Origin of the sequence: Achromobacter sp. ACM04, assembly GCF_014851465.1 — a bacterium.
Taxonomy (GTDB): Bacteria; Pseudomonadota; Gammaproteobacteria; order Burkholderiales; family Burkholderiaceae_B; genus Achromobacter; species Achromobacter aegrifaciens.
Window position 1 is genome coordinate 981768 of the sequence record NZ_JACUZS010000003.1, and the last position, 17684, is coordinate 999451.

A 17684-nucleotide genomic window follows, 5' to 3' on the forward strand; every position below is an offset into this window, starting at 1 on the left:
CCGCGGCGGCGCCGGACGCCGCCGCGCCCCGGGGGCGCCCGCCAGGGCGGCTCCCGCCGCATTTCCCTTTGCAATGTTCCACAGATGAAAAATTTCGACGTAGTCGTGGTGGGCGCCGGCATGCTGGGCATCGCCCACGCCTGGGCCGCCGCCAAGCGCGGCCTGTCGGTGGCCGTGATCGAGCGCAGCCGCCAGGCGCATGGCGCCACCATCCGCAATTTCGGCCAGGTCATCGTGACGGGCCAGGCCCCCGGCATGATGCTGTCGCACGCCCAGCAGGCGCGCGAACTGTGGCTGGAACTGGCGGACCGCGCGGGTTTCCATGTGCGCGCCAACGGCGCCCTGGTGCTGGCGCGCAATGCCGAAGAGGCGGACGTGCTGCAGGAATTCGCCGACACGCGCATGCGCCAGGAAGGCTATCGCGCCGACCTGCTGTCGGCCCGCGAGGTGGCCCGGTTGTACGGCGGCCAGCTCGCGCACCACTGCGCGGGCCTGCAAGGTCATGACGATCTGCAGATCTATTCGCGCGAGGCGCTGCCGGCCATCACGCGCTACCTTGCGGAATCGCTGGGTGTGCAGTTCATCACCGGCACGCTGGCGCGCGCGGTCGAGGGCGGGCTGGTGTGTACCTCGGCTGGCGAATTCAAGGGCGGGCACGTGTTCGTCTGCCCCGGGCATGACTACCTGACCCTGCTGCCCGAGCGCTTTGCGCCGATGAACCTGGAGGTCACGCGCCTGCAGATGTTGCGCGCCGCGTTCGAGACTAATCCCATCGCGCTGGACCGCCCCTTGCTGACCGGCCTGTCCTGCGTGCATTACGGCGCATTCTCGGACCTGCCGTCGGCGCTGGCGTTGCGCGACGTGATCCAGGCGCGCACGCCCATGCTGCTGGAGAACGGCATCCACCTGCTGATCAGCCCCACGCCTTATGGCGAACTGATCATCGGCGATTCGCACCGCTACGGCCAGGACGCGCCGCCGTTCAACGACGAGGCGGTCGACAATGCCATGCTGGACCTGGCGACCCAGGCGCTGGGCGCGCGCCTGCGCGTGCTGGAGCGCTGGCAGGGCGTCTATGGCGCGCATGGCCCCGCGCCGTTCTCGGTCATGCCGGTGGACCCGGCCACGACGGTTGCGGTGATGCACTCGGGCGTGGGCATGACGGTGGGACTGGCCATCGGCGAGCGCACGGTGGCGGGTGTGCTGGGCCGCTGATCGCGGCAGCCGGAAAGAAGAAAGGCCTCGCATGTGCGAGGCCTTTTTGCATGGGACAGGCGCCGGAGCCAGGCTTCAGACCCGCTCCTGCATGATGCGGCGATACCATTCATGGAAGTGCTGCATGCCGTCTTCCATGGGCGACTGGTAGGGACCGGTTTCGTTCACGCCGCGCAGCATCAGCGCCTTGCGGCCCGCGTCCATGCGCTCGGCGATCTCGTCGTCCTCGATCGCCGTTTCCATGTAGGCGGCGCGCTGCGCCTCGACGAACTCGCGTTCGAAGGCGGCGATTTCCTCGGGGTAGTAGAACTCGACCACGTTCACAGTTTCCTGCGGGCCCTTCGGGTACAGCGTGGAGAGCACCAGCACATGCGGATACAGCTCGATCATGTGGGTCGGGAAGTACGTGACCCAGACCGCGCCGAAATCAGGCGCATCGCCTTCGCGGAACGCCAGCAGGCGGTCGTGCCATTGCTTGTACACGTCGGACCCCGGCTGCGCCAGGGCGTTGTGCACGCCGACCTTCTGCAGGCTGTACCAGTCGTTGAACTCCCAGCTCAGGTCGTCGCAGGTGACGAAGCGGCCCAGGCCCGGATGGAACGGACCGACGTGGTAGTCCTCGAGATAGACCTCGATGAAGGTCTTCCAGTTGTAGTTGCACTGGTGCACTTCGACGTGGTCCAGCACGTAGTCGCCGAAGTCGAATTCCGGGCGCGAGAACAGCGGCGCCATGTCGGCGGCCGGATCGCGCGGGCCTTCGAACAGCAGGCCATGGCAGTCGCGCAGGCGGAACTTCTGCAGGTTCATGCAGGGCGTGGTGGCGAACTGGGGCGCGCCCAACAACTCGCCCTGGTTGTTGTACGTCCAACGATGCAAGGGGCAGACGATATTGCCGCCGGTTGCCTTCAGATTGCCATGCGTATTGCAGTTGCCGGCCACATTGCCGGTTTCGCCGCCAAGCATCAGCGCCTGGCGGTGGCGGCAGACATTTGAGATGAGTTCGACGCCTTGCTGGTTGCGAACCAGCACGCGTCCTCCGTCTTCCTGGACCAACGTACGCCAATCCCCGATTTCGGGCACCACTTTCTGGTGGCCGACGTATTGTGAGGATTGCTTGAAAATGAGTTCTTGCTCGCGGGCAAAGAGGGCTTCGTCAAAATACGCGCTGACGGGTAGCTGGGTGCGAGCTGGCACTACATGTGCCATCCGACCGATGTCGGTCATGATTCCCCCCGCTCGGATAAAAAAGCCAGGACGGAGGGGCTTTTGCCTGGCGGCTTTGAAATCCGCAGGATGCGTTCCGTGCTGGCGCGAAGAAAAATCGGTGTCTGGCCGATCAAATAAGCCGTGAATTGTACCCCAAGCCCTTACCCCGCGCCCGTGAAGATCTGCGAAGCTTCGTGAAGTTATGCCGTAGCCGTCGTGCACGCGCTGCGCGAGGCATAACCCCTTGAAGATGTAGGCCTTTCAGACGAAGCGCCGGGTGGCCGGATGGCGTCTCATCAGCCAGCTGCTGGCCGCCGACAACATGAACACGGCCACCGCCAGCATGGGCAGCGTCCAGGCCTCGTTGCGCGCGCCCGTCAAGGCGCCGGCGCGATGCGCCACGTCCAGGAACAGCGGATGGATCAGGTAGACGCCGAAGGTCAAAGGCGCCAGCGAGGCCAGCCGCGGCAGGCGCGGCGACCCAACGATCCACTGGAATGCGGCCAGCGACATGAACGGCACCGTGAGACTGAAGTAATCGTAGAAGTAGGTATCCAGCGCGCGGTTGCTCGACATCGTGTACACGCCCAGCGCGGTCGCGGCGACGGTGGCCGCCAGCATCAGGCCCGGACGCGGGATGCGCATCTGGCCGTCGAAGATCAGGCGGCCCGCCACGAAGTAGCCCAGATAGGGCAGGAACCAGGTCAGGAAGAAGCCCGCGGGCGCGCCCAGCGCGCGGCGGTACAGCGCGTCCAGGATCGCCACGCCCAGGATGCCGACCACCCACAAGGCGCGGGCGCGCGGCGTGCTGCGCGCATACAGGACGCGCACCAGCGGCGCGAACAGATACAGGCCCACGATCATGTACAGGTACCACAGGTGGTAGTACGGCTCGCCCTGCACCAGCTTGCGCGGCCAGAACGAAAAATCGATGCGGCCGTCGTCCCACCAATCCAGCGCCGTGCGCCAGGCCAGATAGAAAAACGTCCAGAACAAGAGCGGCGCGCAGATCCGCGCCATGCGCCGGCTGTAGAACTGGCGCGCGTCCTGCGGCTTGTCGGGATCCAGCAGCAGGGCGCCGCTGACCATGACGAACACGGGCACGCACCAGCGCGCCGCCGAGTCGTACAGATTGGCCGCCAGCCACGCTCCCCCGCCGTACACCGCGGGGTTGCTTACCACCATGGCGGCGCTGTGCAGCAGCACGACGGCTACCGCCGCCAACCAGCGGGCGGCATCCAGGCGCGCATATTTCTCTTCGGCGTACGGCATCGGGCTCCCATGGCGGTGTCTACTTTTTCACCATAGCAGCGGGCAGCGTCCTGGTTCTGTATCCAGGGGTTAGAGGGCATATCGACGCGCATGAAAAACCGGCAGGGGCGCTGGAGCCCTCTGCCGGCGGACGCCGCGCGGCGCGGCGCATTCACGGGCGGGCGCGGGCCCGCCTACGTTTTGTCACGAAACCAGCCGCGCCATCATTGCAGGACGATATTGGCCTGCTTGATCAGTTGCGCCACGATCGGCTGTTCGGTCTTGATCTGCTTGTCCAGTTCGGCAGCCGTGCCCGAGCGCGGGTCGATGCCCATGTCCAGCATGCGCTTCTTGATGGTCTCGTCCTGCAGGGTCTCGGCCAGGGCCTGCTGCAGCTTTTCCATCACGGGGGCGGGGGTGCCCTTGGGCGCCACGAAGCTGAACCAGGCGGTCATGTCGAACGCGGGATAGCCTTGTTCGGCCAGCGTCGCCAGCTTGGGCTGCGTCGCCAGGCGGCCCGGGCTGGTGATGGCGAAGACCTTGACCTTGCCGGCATCGGCCTGCGGCATGCCGGTGGCCACCATGTCGAAGAACAGGTCCACGTCGCCGCTGACCAGGGCGGGCAGGGCCTGGGTCGCGCCCTTGAAGGGCACGTGCAGGATGTCGATGCCCGCGCGTTCCTTGAAGAGTTCGCCCGCCAGGTGCGAGGACGTGCCCGGGCCGAAGGTGGCGAAGGTCAGCTTACCTGGATTCTGCTTGGCGTAGGCCACCACGTCCTGGGTGCTGTTGAACGGCCGCTTGGGGCTGGACAGCAGGACCAGCGGCCCGACGCCGACCATGCCGATGCGCGCGAAGCCATCGGGATCGTAGGGCAGTTCCTTGTATAGATAGCGGTTGGTGACCAGCGTGGAGTTGGTCGCCATCAGGATGGTGTAGCCGTCCGGCGCTTCGCGCGAAACAAAGGCCGCCCCGATCGAGGTGCCGGCGCCTGCCTTGTTCTCGACGATCATGGGCTGGCCCAGCGTCTTGGCCATGCGCTCGGCCAGGATGCGGGTCAGCACGTCGGTGGCGCCGCCGGCGGGGAAGGGCGAGACCACCTTGATCGGCCGGGCCGGATAGGTTTCGGCCTGGGCGCCCAGCGCGGCGGCGCTGAGCAGCAGAGTGGCCAGCAGTTTGAAGCTAGTGCGAATCATGTTTTCCCCTTGAAATCGCGTGCATGAGTGGATGTTCGGGCCTGGCTTGGCGCTGCGGGTAGCGCTTGCCAAGTCTCCTTGGGTGCATTAAATTCCGTAAAATGGAATTTAATTTTGTTATTCGAAATAAACTATAAAAACGAAGCGAATAGAAATGCAATCTTTTTCTGACGCCAAGCGCATCGCCCATCCCGCCGCCAAACCGGACGGCAAGGTCGAACTCAGTCTGCCCGCGCGCCGCAAGCGCGCCGCCGGCGCGGGCGTGGGCGCCAACTCGCCTGATTTCATTACCGCACTGGCGCGCGGGCTGGATGTACTGCGCTGTTTTCGCCATGGCGTGACGGCCTTGGGCAATCTGGACCTGGCGCGCCTGACCGGTTTGCCCAAGCCCACCATCAGCCGCATCACCTACACCCTTACTGAATTGGGTTATCTGCGCTATCACCCGGACACCGGCAAATATTCGCCTGGCTATGGCGTGCTGGCGCTGGGCTTCGGTCTGCTGGCCGGGCTGGAGGTGCGCGAACTGGCCAAGGCCTCGATGACCGAGCTGGCGCGCGCCACCGGCGGCGCGGTGGCCCTGGGCGCCTTCGATGGCGATGCCATGACCTACGTCGAGGCCATCCATGGGTCTTCGGCGCTCTACCTGCGCCTGCCCGTCGGCTATCGCGCCAGCCTGGACAGCGCCATGGGCCGGGCCTACCTGGCCAGCCTGCCGCCCCAGGCCTGCGCCGACGCGTTGGCCCGGCTGGGCGAGACCGCGCCGGACGCGGCCGCCATGGAGCGCGCCCGCGCCGAACTGCGCGACACGGGCTGCTGCTACGCCATCGGCGAATGGCAGTCGGGGATCAATGCGGTCGCCGTGCCGTTTGCCTCCATCACGGGCGAGGGCGTCTTCGTCATGAGCTGCGGCGGGCCCGCCAGCCTCTTGCCCGAGGCGGACCTGCGTACGCGCGTGGCGCCGCTGCTGCAGGGCGCCATTGCGGGGCTGGCAGGCGCTGCGGCCTGAGACGCGCCGCGCGCGGCGGCAAGCCCGACGGCCTTGCGGGTATCTCGTACAATTCACGGATTGATCCACCCCTAGCGCCCTCGGAGACCCGTTTGGCCAAATCTTCACAAGCCGATCCGCAGATCGATGACCGTCCCTTGCCCCAGGATTTCGAAACGGCGCTGGCCGAACTCGAATCGCTGGTAGCGGCCATGGAAGACGGCTCGTTGCCGCTGGAGCAGTCGCTGGCCGCCTACCGGCGCGGCGTGGCGCTCACGCGGGTCTGCCAGGAACGCTTGGCGCAGGCCGAACAGCAGGTCAAGGTCCTGGAGGGCGACTTGCTGCGTCCGCTGGACCCGGCGGCGCTGGATGACGAATAAGAACCCGATGAAGCAAATTCAACTCGCCTTCCCGGAATGGTTGCAAGGCCGTGTCCAGCACGTCGAAGACGTCCTGGACGATCTGCTCCCCCCGGCGGACGCGTTGCCCGCGCGGCTGCATGAAGCCATGCGCTACGCCGTGCTCGGCGGCGGCAAGCGGGTGCGCGCCGCGCTGGTCTACGCGGCGGGGCAGGCCTGCCCCGTCAGCGGCAGCGTGCTGGCCGTGCAGGCCTCGCTGGACCGCGCCGCCGCGGCGGTGGAACTGATCCACGCCTATTCGCTGGTGCATGACGATCTGCCCTGCATGGACGACGACACGCTGCGCCGCGGCCGTCCCACCACCCACGTGAAGTTCGACGAAGCCACCGCCATGCTGGCGGGCGATGCGCTGCAACCGCTGGCCTTCGATCTGCTGGCTTCCATGCCGATCGCGCCCGCGCTGATCGTGCAGGCCACTCAGTCGCTGGCGCGCGCCGCCGGCAGCCAGGGCATGGCCGGCGGCCAGGCCATTGACCTGTTCAGCGTCGGCCGCGCGCTGTCGCGCGACGAGCTGCAAACCATGCACAGCATGAAGACGGGCGCCATGCTGGCTTGCAGCGTGGCCCTGGGCGGCATCGTGGCGGGCGCCAGTTCGGCCTCGCGCCAGGCGCTGGACGCCTACGCGCAGGCGGTGGGCCTGGCCTTCCAGGTGGTCGACGACATCCTGGACGTGACCGCCGACAGCGCCAGCCTGGGCAAGACGCCGGGCAAGGACGCCGCCGAGAACAAGCCCACCTATGTATCGCTTCTGGGCCTGGACGGCGCGCGCGCGTTCGCCCAGGAACTGCGTGAGGACGCGCTGGCCGCCCTGGCTCCGCTGGGCGAGGCCGGATCGCGCCTGGCTGAACTGGCCGACTTCATCGTCCTACGAGACCGCTGAACCGGGACCAGCCCGGGCTGGAGGCAGGCCGGGCCAACGAACCACATAAAAGCATGACGACAGATTTACTGGACCGCATTCAATCCCCGGCTGACCTCAAGCGCCTGGATCGCCGCGAGCTGAAGAAGCTGGCCGACGAGCTGCGCGGCTTCGTGCTGGAATCGGTGTCCAAAACGGGCGGGCACCTGTCGTCCAACCTGGGCACGGTCGAGCTCACCCTGGCCCTGCATCAGGTGTTCGACACGCCGCATGACCGCATCGTCTGGGACGTAGGCCACCAGTCCTACCCGCACAAGATCCTGACTGGCCGCCGCGCCGGCATGGCCAAGCTGCGCCAGCAGGGCGGGATTTCGGGTTTCCCCAAGCGCAGTGAATCCGAGTACGACGCCTTCGGCACCGCGCATTCGTCCACTTCCATCTCGGCGGCGCTGGGCATGGCGGTGGCCTCGCGCAACGCAGGCGTGCAGCGCCAGCACATCGCCATCATCGGCGACGGCGCGATGTCCGCCGGCATGGCCTTCGAAGCCATGAACAATGCCGGCGTCACGCCCAACATCAACCTGCTGGTGATCCTGAACGACAACGACATGTCGATCTCGCCGCCAGTGGGGGCGCTGAACCGCTACCTGGCGCGCCTGATGTCGGGCCGCTTCTATGCGGCCGCCAAGAACGTCGGCCGCGCGGTGCTGCAACACGTGCCGCCGGTGCTGGAACTGGCGCGCCGCTTCGAAGAGCATGCCAAGGGCATGGTCACGCCGGCCACGCTGTTCGAGGAATTCGGCTTCAACTACGTCGGCCCGATCGACGGGCACGACCTGGACGCGCTGGTGCCCACGCTGCAGAACCTCAAGGCCCTGGAAGGCCTGCAGTTCCTGCACGTGGTCACCAAGAAGGGCCAGGGCTACAAGCTGGCCGAGGCCGACCCGGTGCTGTACCACGGTCCGGGCAAGTTCGATCCGGCCGTCGGCATCCAGCAATCGAAGGCGCCGGGCAAGCGCAGCTTCACGCAGGTGTTCGGCCAGTGGCTGTGCGACATGGCCGAACAGGATTCGCGCCTGGTCGCCATCACGCCCGCCATGCGCGAGGGCAGCGGGCTGGTGGAATTCGAAAAGCGCTTTCCGCAGCGCTACTTCGACGTGGGCATCGCCGAGCAGCACGCCGTGACGTTCGCTGCGGGCATCGCCTGCGAAGGCCAGAAGCCCGTGGTCGCGATCTACTCCACCTTCATGCAGCGCGGCTACGACCAGTTCATCCACGACGTGGCCCTGCAGAACCTGGACGTGACCTTCGCGCTGGACCGCGCCGGCCTGGTGGGCGCGGACGGCGCCACGCATGCGGGCAATTACGACATCGCCTTCCTGCGCTGCGTGCCCAACATGGTCGTGGCCACGCCCTCGGACGAAAACGAAACGCGGCTGCTGCTGTCGACCTGTTATCAGTATCCCGGCCCGGCGTCGGTGCGCTATCCGCGCGGCGCGGGCTGCGGCGCGGCTGAAGCGCCCGGCCTGGACACGGTCGAGCTCGGCCGCGGCGTGGTGCGCCGCGAGGGCCGCAAGATCGCCATCCTGGGTTTCGGCATGCTGCTTCAGGCCGCGTTGGGCGCGGCTGAAAAGCTCGATGCCACCGTGGCCGACATGCGCTTCGTCAAGCCGATCGACCGCGAACTGATCCTCGACCTGGCCAGCCGCCATGACGCCCTGGTTACGCTGGAAGACGCTTCCATCATGGGCGGCGCCGGCAGCGCGGTGCTGGAAACGCTGAGCGCGGCGGGGGTTGCGATCCCGGTCCTGCAACTGGGCCTGCCCGACGAGTTCATCGACCACGGCGAGCAGTCGGCGCTGTGGGCCGGCATCGGCCTGGACGCGGCGGGCATCGAAAGCGCGATCCGCGCCCGTTACGCCGATCTGCTGGGCTGAATCCGGCCCGATTCCGCGGGCAGGGGCCAGGCCACTGTCCGCGGCAATGAAACACACTGTTCCGGCCCCGCCAACCTACGGATAAAAGGGTTTTCCCTGGCGATCCGCGGACTATGGGCGATAATGGCCCCCTTCTCAAAGATTCCTAGGCCCGTGCGTTTTCACGACTGATTGCCTAGACAGGTAAGCCGAAATGAATTCTCCGATCGACCCCGCCATCGTGATGCCCGACGTCCAGAGTTCGGCGGACACCCGGCACATCCCGATTCAGCGCGTGGGCATCCGTGGCGTGCGCCACCCCATGTTGATTGAAAGCGGCGACGGCTCGCCCCAAGGCACCGTGGCCAACTGGACGCTCACGGTGGCGCTGCCGCCCGAAGAAAAAGGGACGCACATGTCCCGCTTCGTGGCCCTGCTGGAAAAGTACCGCAGCATCCCCATGACGCCGACCCTGTTCCGCGCCATGGCTGCCGACATGCTGCCGCTGCTGCATGCCGAGCGCGGCGACATCACCGCCGCCTTCCCGTACTTCATCAACAAGTCCGCCCCGATTTCCGGTGTGCAAAGCCTGTTGGACTACGAAGTGCAATGGATCGCCCGCGCCCAGGGCGACGAGGTCGAGTTCGAGTTGATCGTGCAGGTGCCCGTCACCAGCCTCTGTCCCTGCTCCAAGGCCATCTCCGAATACGGCGCGCACAACCAGCGCTCGCACGTCACGGTGTCGGCCATCCTGAATGCCGACATCGGCATGGACGGCGTCATCCGCCTGATCGAAGAAGAAGGCTCGTGCGAACTGTGGGGCCTGCTCAAGCGCCCGGACGAGAAGTACGTCACCGAGCGCGCCTACGACAATCCCAAGTTCGTCGAGGACCTGGTGCGCGACGTGGCTGCCCGCCTGAACGCGCATCCCGGCATCGCCCGCTACCGCGTGGAAGCCGAGAACTTCGAATCCATCCACAACCACTCGGCCTACGCCGTCGTGGAAGGCTGAGCTTTCCGTGAGCCATCCGGCGGCCAATGACTGGCCGCTCATCGCGGGGCTGCAGGAGTGGGAATCGCGGCTGGCCAGCAATCTGGCCGGCCGCGGCCGTTTTGGCGTGGCCCTTTACGAGTTCTTCCGCTTTGGCGTGAAGCAGGCCTGGGCCTGCCTTTTCGGCGGCCTGATGTGCGCGCTGCTGCTGGGCACGCACTGGTGGTATCCGAAAGACGCCGCGCTGGCCCGCTACGACTTCCTGACCCTGGCCGCGCTGGGCATCCAGGCGCTGCTGCTGGCGCTGCGCATGGAAACCTGGAGCGAAGCCCGCGTGATCCTGCTGTTCCATGTGGTGGGCACGGGCATGGAAGTGTTCAAGACCGCCGCGGGTTCGTGGATCTATCCCGAGGCCAGCGTGCTGCGCATCGGCGGCGTGCCGCTGTTCACGGGCTTCATGTACGCGGCGGTGGGCAGCTATCTCGCCCGCGTCTGGCGCCTGTTCGACTTCCGCTTCCGCGCGCATCCGCCGCTGGCGGCCTGCGTGGCGCTGTCGGTGCTGATCTACCTGAACTTCTTCGCGCACCACTACATCATGGATATCCGGTGGGCGCTGTTCGCGCTGACCGCCATCCTGTTCGCCCGCACCTGGGTGTATTTCCGCATTTGGCGAGTCTACCGCCGCATGCCGCTGCTGCTGGGTTTCGTGCTGGTGGCCCTGTTCATCTGGTTCGCCGAGAACATCGGCACCTTCGCCAACGCCTGGCGCTATCCAAACCAGTCGCAGGGCTGGCAACTCGTGTCCATCGCCAAGCTGGGCTCATGGTTCCTGCTGATGATCATCAGCTACGTGATGGTCGGCGTGGTCAACCGTCCCCAGGAAATCGATGTTGCCGATTTGCCTCGGCAGGCGGGGCAGGGCGATGGAAATAGTCCGTCCCTTATTTCCTGACCTGCCTCTGGCTTGCGTCTGACCGCTCAATCGGTGATAATCGAGAGCTTTCTTGCTCGACCGCCCATGGTTTTTGGGTAGCGGGCTGCCCCTTGCGGGCCACTGTTCAAGATGCATATTGCGATCCGCCCCTGATGGAAAGCGGGGGCGCAGGACGGTCGGCCAGCGAGACATCCTCAAGGAGTTTTACTCATGCGTCACTACGAAGTGGTGTTTATCGTTCACCCCGACCAAAGCGAGCAAGTGCCCGCCATGGTCGAGCGTTACCAAGCGCTGGTCACGGGCCAAGGCGGCTCGGTTCACCGCCTGGAAGACTGGGGTCGCCGTCAACTGGCCTACCCGATCCAGAAGCTCGTCAAGGCTCACTACGTCTGCCTGAACATCGAGTGCGGCCAAGCCACGCTGGATGAGCTGGAACACTCGTTCCGCTACAACGACGCCGTTCTGCGCCACCTGGTCATCAAGACCAAGAAGGCTCAAGCCACGCCCTCGATCATGATGAAGTCGGTCGAACGCGAAGAAGCCCGCAAGGCTTCGGCTGAAGCAGCAGCGCCGGCTCAGGCCGAGTAAGCAGGGCTCACGCAGAGCTCATCCCATGAAGTCCCCTCGGTGCCTGGCAGGATGAACAAGCTGGAACTCAGCGCCCGCGTTCTCGAATGCGAGCCTTTGCGCCACACTCCCGCCGGTTTGCCCGCACTGGAAATGGTGCTGGCGCACGAGTCCGAAGTCATCGAAGCAGGCCACCCGCGCCGCGTCGAACTGACTATCGCGGCCGTGGCACTGGGCGATCTGGCGTTGCTGCTGAAGGACACCGCGCTAGGGTCCGAATTGCTGGTGCAGGGGTTTCTGGCTCCCACCCGCAAGGACTCGGTGAAGGTCAAGCTGCATTTGCAGCAGGCACGCAGGATCAGCGGCAGCGCAGGGCGCGATCCGCTGGTGGCTTGAAGGGAATTGGGCAAGAGGCGCGATGAGCGCCTTCTGATTACGGATAGGTTATGGGGGTTTGGGCCCGTTTTGGGTAGAACCCGGCCCCCTCAAACAAAGAGGCACATATCATGGCTTTCTTCGGAAAACGCAAGGAAAAACGCAAATTCACGCAGCAGAACCCGCTCTTCAAGCGTCGTAAGTTCTGCCGCTTCACCGCTGCCGGCGTGGAAGAGATCGACTACAAGGATCTGGACACCCTGCGCGACTTCGTGCAAGAAAACGGCAAGATCATCCCGGCTCGCCTGACCGGCACCAAGGCAATCTACCAGCGTCAGCTGGACACCGCCATCAAGCGCGCGCGCTTCCTGGCCCTGTTGCCTTACACCGACAACCACAACTAATCCGGGGCACTGAAATGCAAGTTATTCTGCTCGAAAAAGTCGTCAACCTGGGTAACCTCGGCGAAGTCGTCCGCGTGCGTGATGGCTACGCTCGCAACTTCCTGATTCCCCAGCGCAAGGCCCGTCGCGCAACCGACGCCGCCCTGAAGGAATTCGAAGCGCGCCGCGCCGAACTGGAAAAGGCCCAGGCTGAAAAGCTGGCCGCCGCCCAGGCTCTGGGCGAGCGCGTCGCCGGCTTCCAGCTGAAGATCGTCCAGAAGGCTGGCGTCGACGGCCGCCTGTTCGGCTCGGTCACCAACGCCGACATCGCTGAAGGCCTGCGCAAGGCCGGCTTCGAAGCCGTGGAAAAGGCGCAAATCCGCCTGCCCAACGGCCAGCTGAAGTCGATCGGCGAGTTCCCGGCCCAGGTTGCCCTGCACGCCGACGTCCTGGTCGACGTGACGATCCTGGTCGAAGGCGAACTGTCCTAAGCCGGTACCCGCAGTAAAAAAGAAGCCGGCCCGCGCGCCGGCTTTTTTTCTTTTTGTCCATCGCGTATTGCGTGTAGTCTTCGGACTCCACGATCCAGGCCCCGCGCCGCATTCCTCAGAGGACGTCTTGACTCAGCCCCCCGTTCACCACAACGCGCCCCCCGGCCTGCGAGCCTGGTTGGATAGCGTGGATGCGTCGCGTGAACCTTCGGTGAGGGATGTGACGATAGATGGCGTGCGCTGCATCATCAAGCGCCGCCGTCCCGGCATCGGTCAGGGCGTGAGCTACGCGCTGCGCTATGTGCGCGCCCTGTTCCTGGGCGTGGGATGCAAGATTTTCCTCGGCGAGTTTCCACGTCCGGGCGTGTTGCTGCGCAACGGCCTGACGCACGAGTCGCAGCGCCTGGCGCAACTGCTCAAGGCCGGTTGCCGCGTGCCCGAGGTCTGGTGGCAGGAGCAAGGCCTGCTGGTGCTGGAATACGTGGGCGAAGACCTGGCCGACCTGATCCGCAACGAGGACACGACGTCCCGCTTGTGGCTGGCGCGCGCCGCGGCAGCAGATCTGGCCGCTTTCCATGCCCGCGGCATGTGGCATGGCGGCGCCCAGATCCGCAACATCACCCTGCAGGACGGCGAGCTGTGGCGCATCGATTTCGAAGAGAACATCGGTTCGACCCTGTCGCGCCCGCTGGCCCAGGCCTATGACCTGTTCCAGATGCTGGCCTCTCTGGTGTCTTTGCGTAAATTGCCGGACGACGTGGCCCGCACGCTGGGTAAACTGGCGTTCGAAGTCTATTTCGAAAGCAACCCCGACCCCGAGGTCCGAGCCCGCCTGACGCGCCTGGCGCGCGTGCTCTGCGGCATTGCCGCGCCCTTGCGCGTGGTGCTGGGCCGATTGCCCTCGCGCGATATCCAGGGATTCTTCCGCGTCGCGGACATCCTGCAGCCGTTACTATTGAAGTCATGAATACACCTGCCGACTCCCAGCTCGAATACCTGCGCGTTCCCCCCCATTCCATCGAGGCGGAACAGTCGGTTCTGGGCGGCCTGCTGCTGGACAACGCAGCCTGGGACCGCATCGCCGACGTGCTGGTCGAAGAGGATTTCTACCGGCACGACCACCGGCTTATCTGGCACCATATTGCCCGCCTGATCGGGCTGGCGCGCCCGGCGGACGTCATCACCGTCCACGAGTCGCTGGTCAGCGCCGGCAAGGCCGAGGATGCCGGCGGCCTGGCCTATTTGAACGCGCTGGCCCACAACACGCCGTCGGCCGCCAACATCCGCCGTTATGGCGAGATCGTGCGCGAGCGCGCCATGCTGCGCAAGCTGGTCGCGATCGCCGACGAGATCTCCGCGGCCGCCATGAGCCCGCAGGGCAAGGAAGCGCGCCAACTGCTGGACGAGGCCGAGTCCAAGGTGTTCCAGATCGCCCAGGAAGGCGCACGCGGCGCCGCGGGCTTCCAGGAAATCCAGCCGCTGCTGACGCAGGTGGTGGAGCGCATCGACGAGCTCTATCACCGCGAGAGCACCTCCGACGTGACCGGCGTGCCCACGGGCTTCACCGATCTGGACAAGATGACCTCGGGCATGCAGGGCGGCGACCTGATCATCGTGGCCGGCCGCCCGTCCATGGGCAAGACCTCGTTCTCGATGAACATCGGCGAACACGTCGCCATCGAGGAAGGGCTGCCGGTGGCGGTGTTCTCCATGGAAATGGGCGCGGTCCAGCTGGCCATGCGTATGCTGGGCTCCGTGGGCCTGCTGGACCAGCATCGCATGCGGACCGGCAAGCTGATCGCCGAGGACTGGCCACGCGTGACCCACGCAGTCCAGCTGATGCAGGACGCGCAGGTCTACATCGACGAATCGCCGGCGCTCAGCCCGATGGAAGTGCGGGCGCGCGCGCGCCGCCTGGCGCGCCAATGCGGCCAGCTCGGCCTGATCATCATCGACTACCTGCAGCTCATGTCGGGCAATGGCTCGGGCGAAAACCGGGCCACCGAAGTGTCGGAAATCAGCCGCTCGCTCAAGGGCCTGGCCAAGGAACTGAACTGCCCGCTGATCGCGCTGTCGCAGCTGAACCGAAGCCTGGAACAGCGTCCCAACAAGCGCCCCGTGATGAGCGACCTGCGCGAATCCGGCGCTATCGAACAGGACGCGGACGTGATCCTGTTCATCTACCGCGACGAGGTCTACAACCCCGATTCGCCGGACAAGGGCACCGCCGAGATCATCATCGGCAAGCAGCGTAACGGTCCCATTGGTTCCGTGCGTTTGACCTTCCAGGGCTCCAGCACGCGCTTCCTGAACTTCTCGGGCGCGCAGCCGCGCGACATGTACTGAACCTGTCCGCTCCAAGAAAAAACCGCGCCTCGGCGCGGTTTTTCATTGCAGCTGCGAACCCGCTTCAGGCTTGCGCCTCGGGACGCTTGCCGAAGCGCGCGGCCAGCACGCCGCACACCATCAGCTGGATCTGGTGGAACAGCATCAGCGGCAGCACGATCGCGCCCACGGCGTGGCCGGCGAACAGCACCTGCGCCATCGGAATGCCGCTGGCCAGGCTTTTCTTCGAGCCGCAGAACAGCAGCGTGATGCGGTCTTCGACATTGAAGCCGAACACGCGGCCGGCAAGGGCCGACAGACCCAGCGCCAGCGCCAGGATGACGGCGCAAGCCACCACCAGGCCGGCCAGCGCGGGGATCGGGGTCGAACTCCACAGGCCTTCGTTGATGGCTTCAGAAAACGCCGTGTAGACCACCAGCAGGATGGAGCCCTGGTCGACGAACTTCAGCATGGCCTTGCGCTTGTGCACCCAGGCGCCGATCCAGCGACGGGCGAACTGGCCCAGCACGAAGGGCAACAGCAGTTGCAGCATGATCTTGCCGACGGCGTCGAACGAGATCGGCGCGCTGCCCGCGTTGGCGACCACCGTGCCCACCAGCAGCGGGGTGATGAAGATGCCGAGCAGGCTGGAGGCGGAGGCGCTGCACACGGCAGCCGGCACGTTGCCGCGCGCCATCGAGGTGAAGGCGATGGCCGATTGCACCGTGGCGGGCAGGCAGCACAGGAACAGGATGCCCAGATAGAGTTCGGGCGTGACCAGCGGTTCCAGCACCGGCTTGAGCGCCAGGCCCAGCAGCGGGAACATGAGGAAGGTCGCGGAGAAGATCGTGAGGTGCAGCTTCCAGTGCGTCAGGCCGGCGATGATGGCCTCGCGCGACAGGCGCGCGCCGTGCAGGAAGAACAGCAGGCCGACCGCGATGTTGGTGATCCAGCCGAACACCACCACGCCTTGCCCATGAGCGGGCACGATGCTGGCGATGATGACGGTGCAGATCAGATAGAGGGTGAAGCGATCGGGAAGAAGGCGGGCAAGGCGTGACATGAGGGATGGAAGGGGGAGGGCGGACGGAAAGCGCCGCGGGCGCCGTAAACGGGCAGTATTGTAGTCCCCGGGACGTCTTGCTTCCTGACAGCCAGTTGTCAGCGCTGCAGGTCGCAGCAGCGCCGCAGCACGGCGCTCAGGGCGTCATGGCCAGCGCCAGGTCGAACGCCGCGACCAGCGAGGCATGGTCGGCCAGGCCCTTGCCCGCGATGTCGAAGGCAGTGCCGTGGTCCACGCTGGTACGCACGAAAGGCAGGCCTACCGTCACGTTCACGCCGTGGTCCAGGCCCAGGTACTTGACCGGAATGAGTCCCTGGTCGTGGTATTGCGCCACCACGATATCGAACTCGCCGCGCCGGGCGCGCATGAAGATCGTGTCGCCGGGCCAGGGCCCGCTCGCGTCTATGCCTTGCGCGCGGGCAGCGGCGATTGCGGGCTCGATGATGTCGATGTCTTCGCGGCCGAACTTGCCGCCTTCGCCCGCGTGCGGATTCAGGCCCGCGACCGCGACGCGCGGCTGGGCGATGCCCATCTGGCGGCAGGCCTGGTCGGCCAGCCGCATGGCAGTCAGTTCCGCCTGCGGCGTGATGCGCGCGATCACGTCGGCCAGCGCCACGTGTATGGTCACCAGCAGCACGCGCAACTCGTCGTTGGCCAGCATCATCGCGAAGTCTTGCGTATCCGAGCGTTCCGCGAGGATCTCGGTGTGGCCGGGATAGTCGATGCCGGCGGCATGCATGGATTTCTTGTTCAGCGGCGCGGTGACGATGGCGCGGATGCGGCCGGCCTGCGCGTCGTCGATGGCGGCGCAGACATAATCGTAGGCGCCGCGTCCCGCGGCCGCGCTGATCTGCCCCAGGGGCAGGTCGGCGGGCAGGGCGGGGCTACAGGCGATGACGTTAATGTGGTCCGCGCCCGGCGCTGCCTGGCCGACGTCGGCGACCTCGACGATCTCCAGCCTTGCGCCCAGCTGGGCGGCGGCGCGGCGCAGCGCGCCCGCATCGCCATACACCACGCAAGGCGCGTTCAGGCCTTGCGCGTAGGCCTTGACGACGATTTCGGGACCGATGCCGGCGGCATCGCCCATGGTGATGCCTACGGGCAGGGAGGTGTTCACGATGCGGGGACTGAGGTTGTGTTGCGGATCTGGGTGGGCCGCCGCCTTACTTCGAGGAATTCTTGGGCGGCTCGATGACGCCGCATTCGAAGGTCACGGTGGCGCGCTTGGGGCCCAGGCCGGTCGCGTGGTTGGAGGTGATCTTGGGCTTGACCAGCTTGCGGTCGATCGACTGGCAATACTGTTCGGCCCGCAGCAGGGCCTGGTTCTTGATTTCCACCCAGGTCATCATCTGCGAGCCGGAGCTGTGGGTGACGCTGTAGGTGTCCTTGCCGGCGGGCGTGACCTCGCTCATGCTGGAACAGGCGGTCAGCAGGGCAAGCAATACGGCGGCGGGGGCAAGGCGTGCAAACATGAGGCGTCCTGGAATGGCGATTACCTCAATTACACC

19 protein-coding genes are annotated in these 17684 nt (G+C 65.9%); 13 read left to right on the forward strand and 6 right to left on the reverse strand.

Annotated features, from left to right (window positions below; all coding sequences use genetic code 11):
* Positions 1–84: 84 nt before the first annotated feature.
* Positions 85–1215, forward strand: a complete 1131-nt coding sequence (locus IB259_RS20835) for a TIGR03364 family FAD-dependent oxidoreductase (protein WP_175214010.1) — start codon at positions 85–87, stop codon at positions 1213–1215.
* Positions 1216–1290: 75 nt separating this feature from the next.
* On the opposite strand, the gene IB259_RS20840 is transcribed toward IB259_RS20835, so the two are convergent.
* The 3 genes from IB259_RS20840 to IB259_RS20850 all read right to left on the reverse strand — a co-directional run bounded on the left by IB259_RS20840 (position 1291) and on the right by IB259_RS20850 (position 4865).
* Positions 1291–2439 carry an aromatic ring-hydroxylating dioxygenase subunit alpha gene (locus tag IB259_RS20840; RefSeq protein ID WP_054451018.1) on the reverse strand — a complete coding sequence of 383 codons (1149 nt, stop codon included), beginning with the start codon at positions 2437–2439 and terminating at the stop codon, positions 1291–1293.
* 243 nt (positions 2440–2682) lie between these two features.
* Positions 2683–3693: an acyltransferase gene (locus IB259_RS20845; protein WP_192330036.1), complete on the reverse strand. Its 1011-nt coding sequence runs from the start codon at positions 3691–3693 to the stop codon at positions 2683–2685.
* Positions 3694–3896: 203 nt separating this feature from the next.
* Positions 3897–4865: a tripartite tricarboxylate transporter substrate binding protein gene (locus tag IB259_RS20850; protein ID WP_054451020.1), complete on the reverse strand. Its 969-nt coding sequence runs from the start codon at positions 4863–4865 to the stop codon at positions 3897–3899.
* A 154-nt stretch (positions 4866–5019) separates the two neighbouring features.
* Between IB259_RS20850 and IB259_RS20855 the strand changes: the two genes are divergently transcribed.
* The 12 genes from IB259_RS20855 to IB259_RS20910 all read left to right on the forward strand — a co-directional run bounded on the left by IB259_RS20855 (position 5020) and on the right by IB259_RS20910 (position 15134).
* Positions 5020–5874, forward strand: coding sequence for an IclR family transcriptional regulator (locus IB259_RS20855; RefSeq protein WP_175181706.1), 855 nt, complete (start codon positions 5020–5022; stop codon positions 5872–5874).
* A gap of 92 nt (positions 5875–5966) precedes the next feature.
* Complete coding sequence (locus IB259_RS20860) at positions 5967–6233, forward strand: exodeoxyribonuclease VII small subunit (protein WP_054451022.1); 267 nt, start codon at positions 5967–5969, stop codon at positions 6231–6233.
* Between the two features lie 7 nt (positions 6234–6240).
* Positions 6241–7152 (forward strand): polyprenyl synthetase family protein, encoded by a 912-nt coding sequence (locus IB259_RS20865; protein WP_054451023.1) that lies wholly within the window; start codon positions 6241–6243, stop codon positions 7150–7152.
* Between the two features lie 53 nt (positions 7153–7205).
* On the forward strand, positions 7206–9068 hold the full coding sequence (gene dxs, locus IB259_RS20870; RefSeq protein WP_059379250.1) for a 1-deoxy-D-xylulose-5-phosphate synthase: 1863 nt from the start codon (positions 7206–7208) through the stop codon (positions 9066–9068).
* Positions 9069–9261: 193 nt separating this feature from the next.
* Complete coding sequence (gene folE2 / locus IB259_RS20875; protein WP_054451025.1) at positions 9262–10059, forward strand: GTP cyclohydrolase FolE2; 798 nt, start codon at positions 9262–9264, stop codon at positions 10057–10059.
* A 7-nt stretch (positions 10060–10066) separates the two neighbouring features.
* Positions 10067–10990: a DUF817 domain-containing protein gene (locus tag IB259_RS20880; RefSeq protein ID WP_119450556.1), complete on the forward strand. Its 924-nt coding sequence runs from the start codon at positions 10067–10069 to the stop codon at positions 10988–10990.
* A 192-nt stretch (positions 10991–11182) separates the two neighbouring features.
* Positions 11183–11560 (forward strand): 30S ribosomal protein S6, encoded by a 378-nt coding sequence (gene rpsF, locus IB259_RS20885; protein ID WP_013392507.1) that lies wholly within the window; start codon positions 11183–11185, stop codon positions 11558–11560.
* A gap of 51 nt (positions 11561–11611) precedes the next feature.
* A complete protein-coding gene (gene priB / locus IB259_RS20890) occupies positions 11612–11935 on the forward strand; it encodes a primosomal replication protein N (RefSeq protein WP_054451027.1) in 324 nt (107 codons plus the stop codon).
* 110 nt (positions 11936–12045) lie between these two features.
* Complete coding sequence (rpsR, locus tag IB259_RS20895) at positions 12046–12318, forward strand: 30S ribosomal protein S18 (RefSeq protein WP_006218308.1); 273 nt, start codon at positions 12046–12048, stop codon at positions 12316–12318.
* 14 nt (positions 12319–12332) lie between these two features.
* Positions 12333–12788: a 50S ribosomal protein L9 gene (gene rplI, locus IB259_RS20900; protein WP_054451028.1), complete on the forward strand. Its 456-nt coding sequence runs from the start codon at positions 12333–12335 to the stop codon at positions 12786–12788.
* Positions 12789–12915: 127 nt separating this feature from the next.
* Positions 12916–13755, forward strand: a complete 840-nt coding sequence (locus IB259_RS20905) for a hypothetical protein (RefSeq protein ID WP_054451029.1) — start codon at positions 12916–12918, stop codon at positions 13753–13755.
* Complete coding sequence (locus IB259_RS20910; protein ID WP_054451030.1) at positions 13752–15134, forward strand: replicative DNA helicase; 1383 nt, start codon at positions 13752–13754, stop codon at positions 15132–15134. Before IB259_RS20905 ends, IB259_RS20910 begins: the two co-directional genes overlap by 4 nt.
* A gap of 64 nt (positions 15135–15198) precedes the next feature.
* On the opposite strand, the gene IB259_RS20915 is transcribed toward IB259_RS20910, so the two are convergent.
* The 3 genes from IB259_RS20915 to IB259_RS20925 all read right to left on the reverse strand — a co-directional run bounded on the left by IB259_RS20915 (position 15199) and on the right by IB259_RS20925 (position 17648).
* Positions 15199–16176 (reverse strand): bile acid:sodium symporter family protein, encoded by a 978-nt coding sequence (locus tag IB259_RS20915; RefSeq protein WP_054451031.1) that lies wholly within the window; start codon positions 16174–16176, stop codon positions 15199–15201.
* Positions 16177–16312: 136 nt separating this feature from the next.
* Positions 16313–17293 carry a 4-hydroxythreonine-4-phosphate dehydrogenase PdxA gene (gene pdxA / locus IB259_RS20920; protein WP_082400687.1) on the reverse strand — a complete coding sequence of 327 codons (981 nt, stop codon included), beginning with the start codon at positions 17291–17293 and terminating at the stop codon, positions 16313–16315.
* A 46-nt stretch (positions 17294–17339) separates the two neighbouring features.
* The gene (locus tag IB259_RS20925) at positions 17340–17648 is read right to left on the reverse strand and encodes a hypothetical protein (RefSeq protein WP_054451033.1); all 309 of its coding nucleotides are present in this window, start codon (positions 17646–17648) and stop codon (positions 17340–17342) included.
* Positions 17649–17684: the final 36 nt, after the last annotated feature.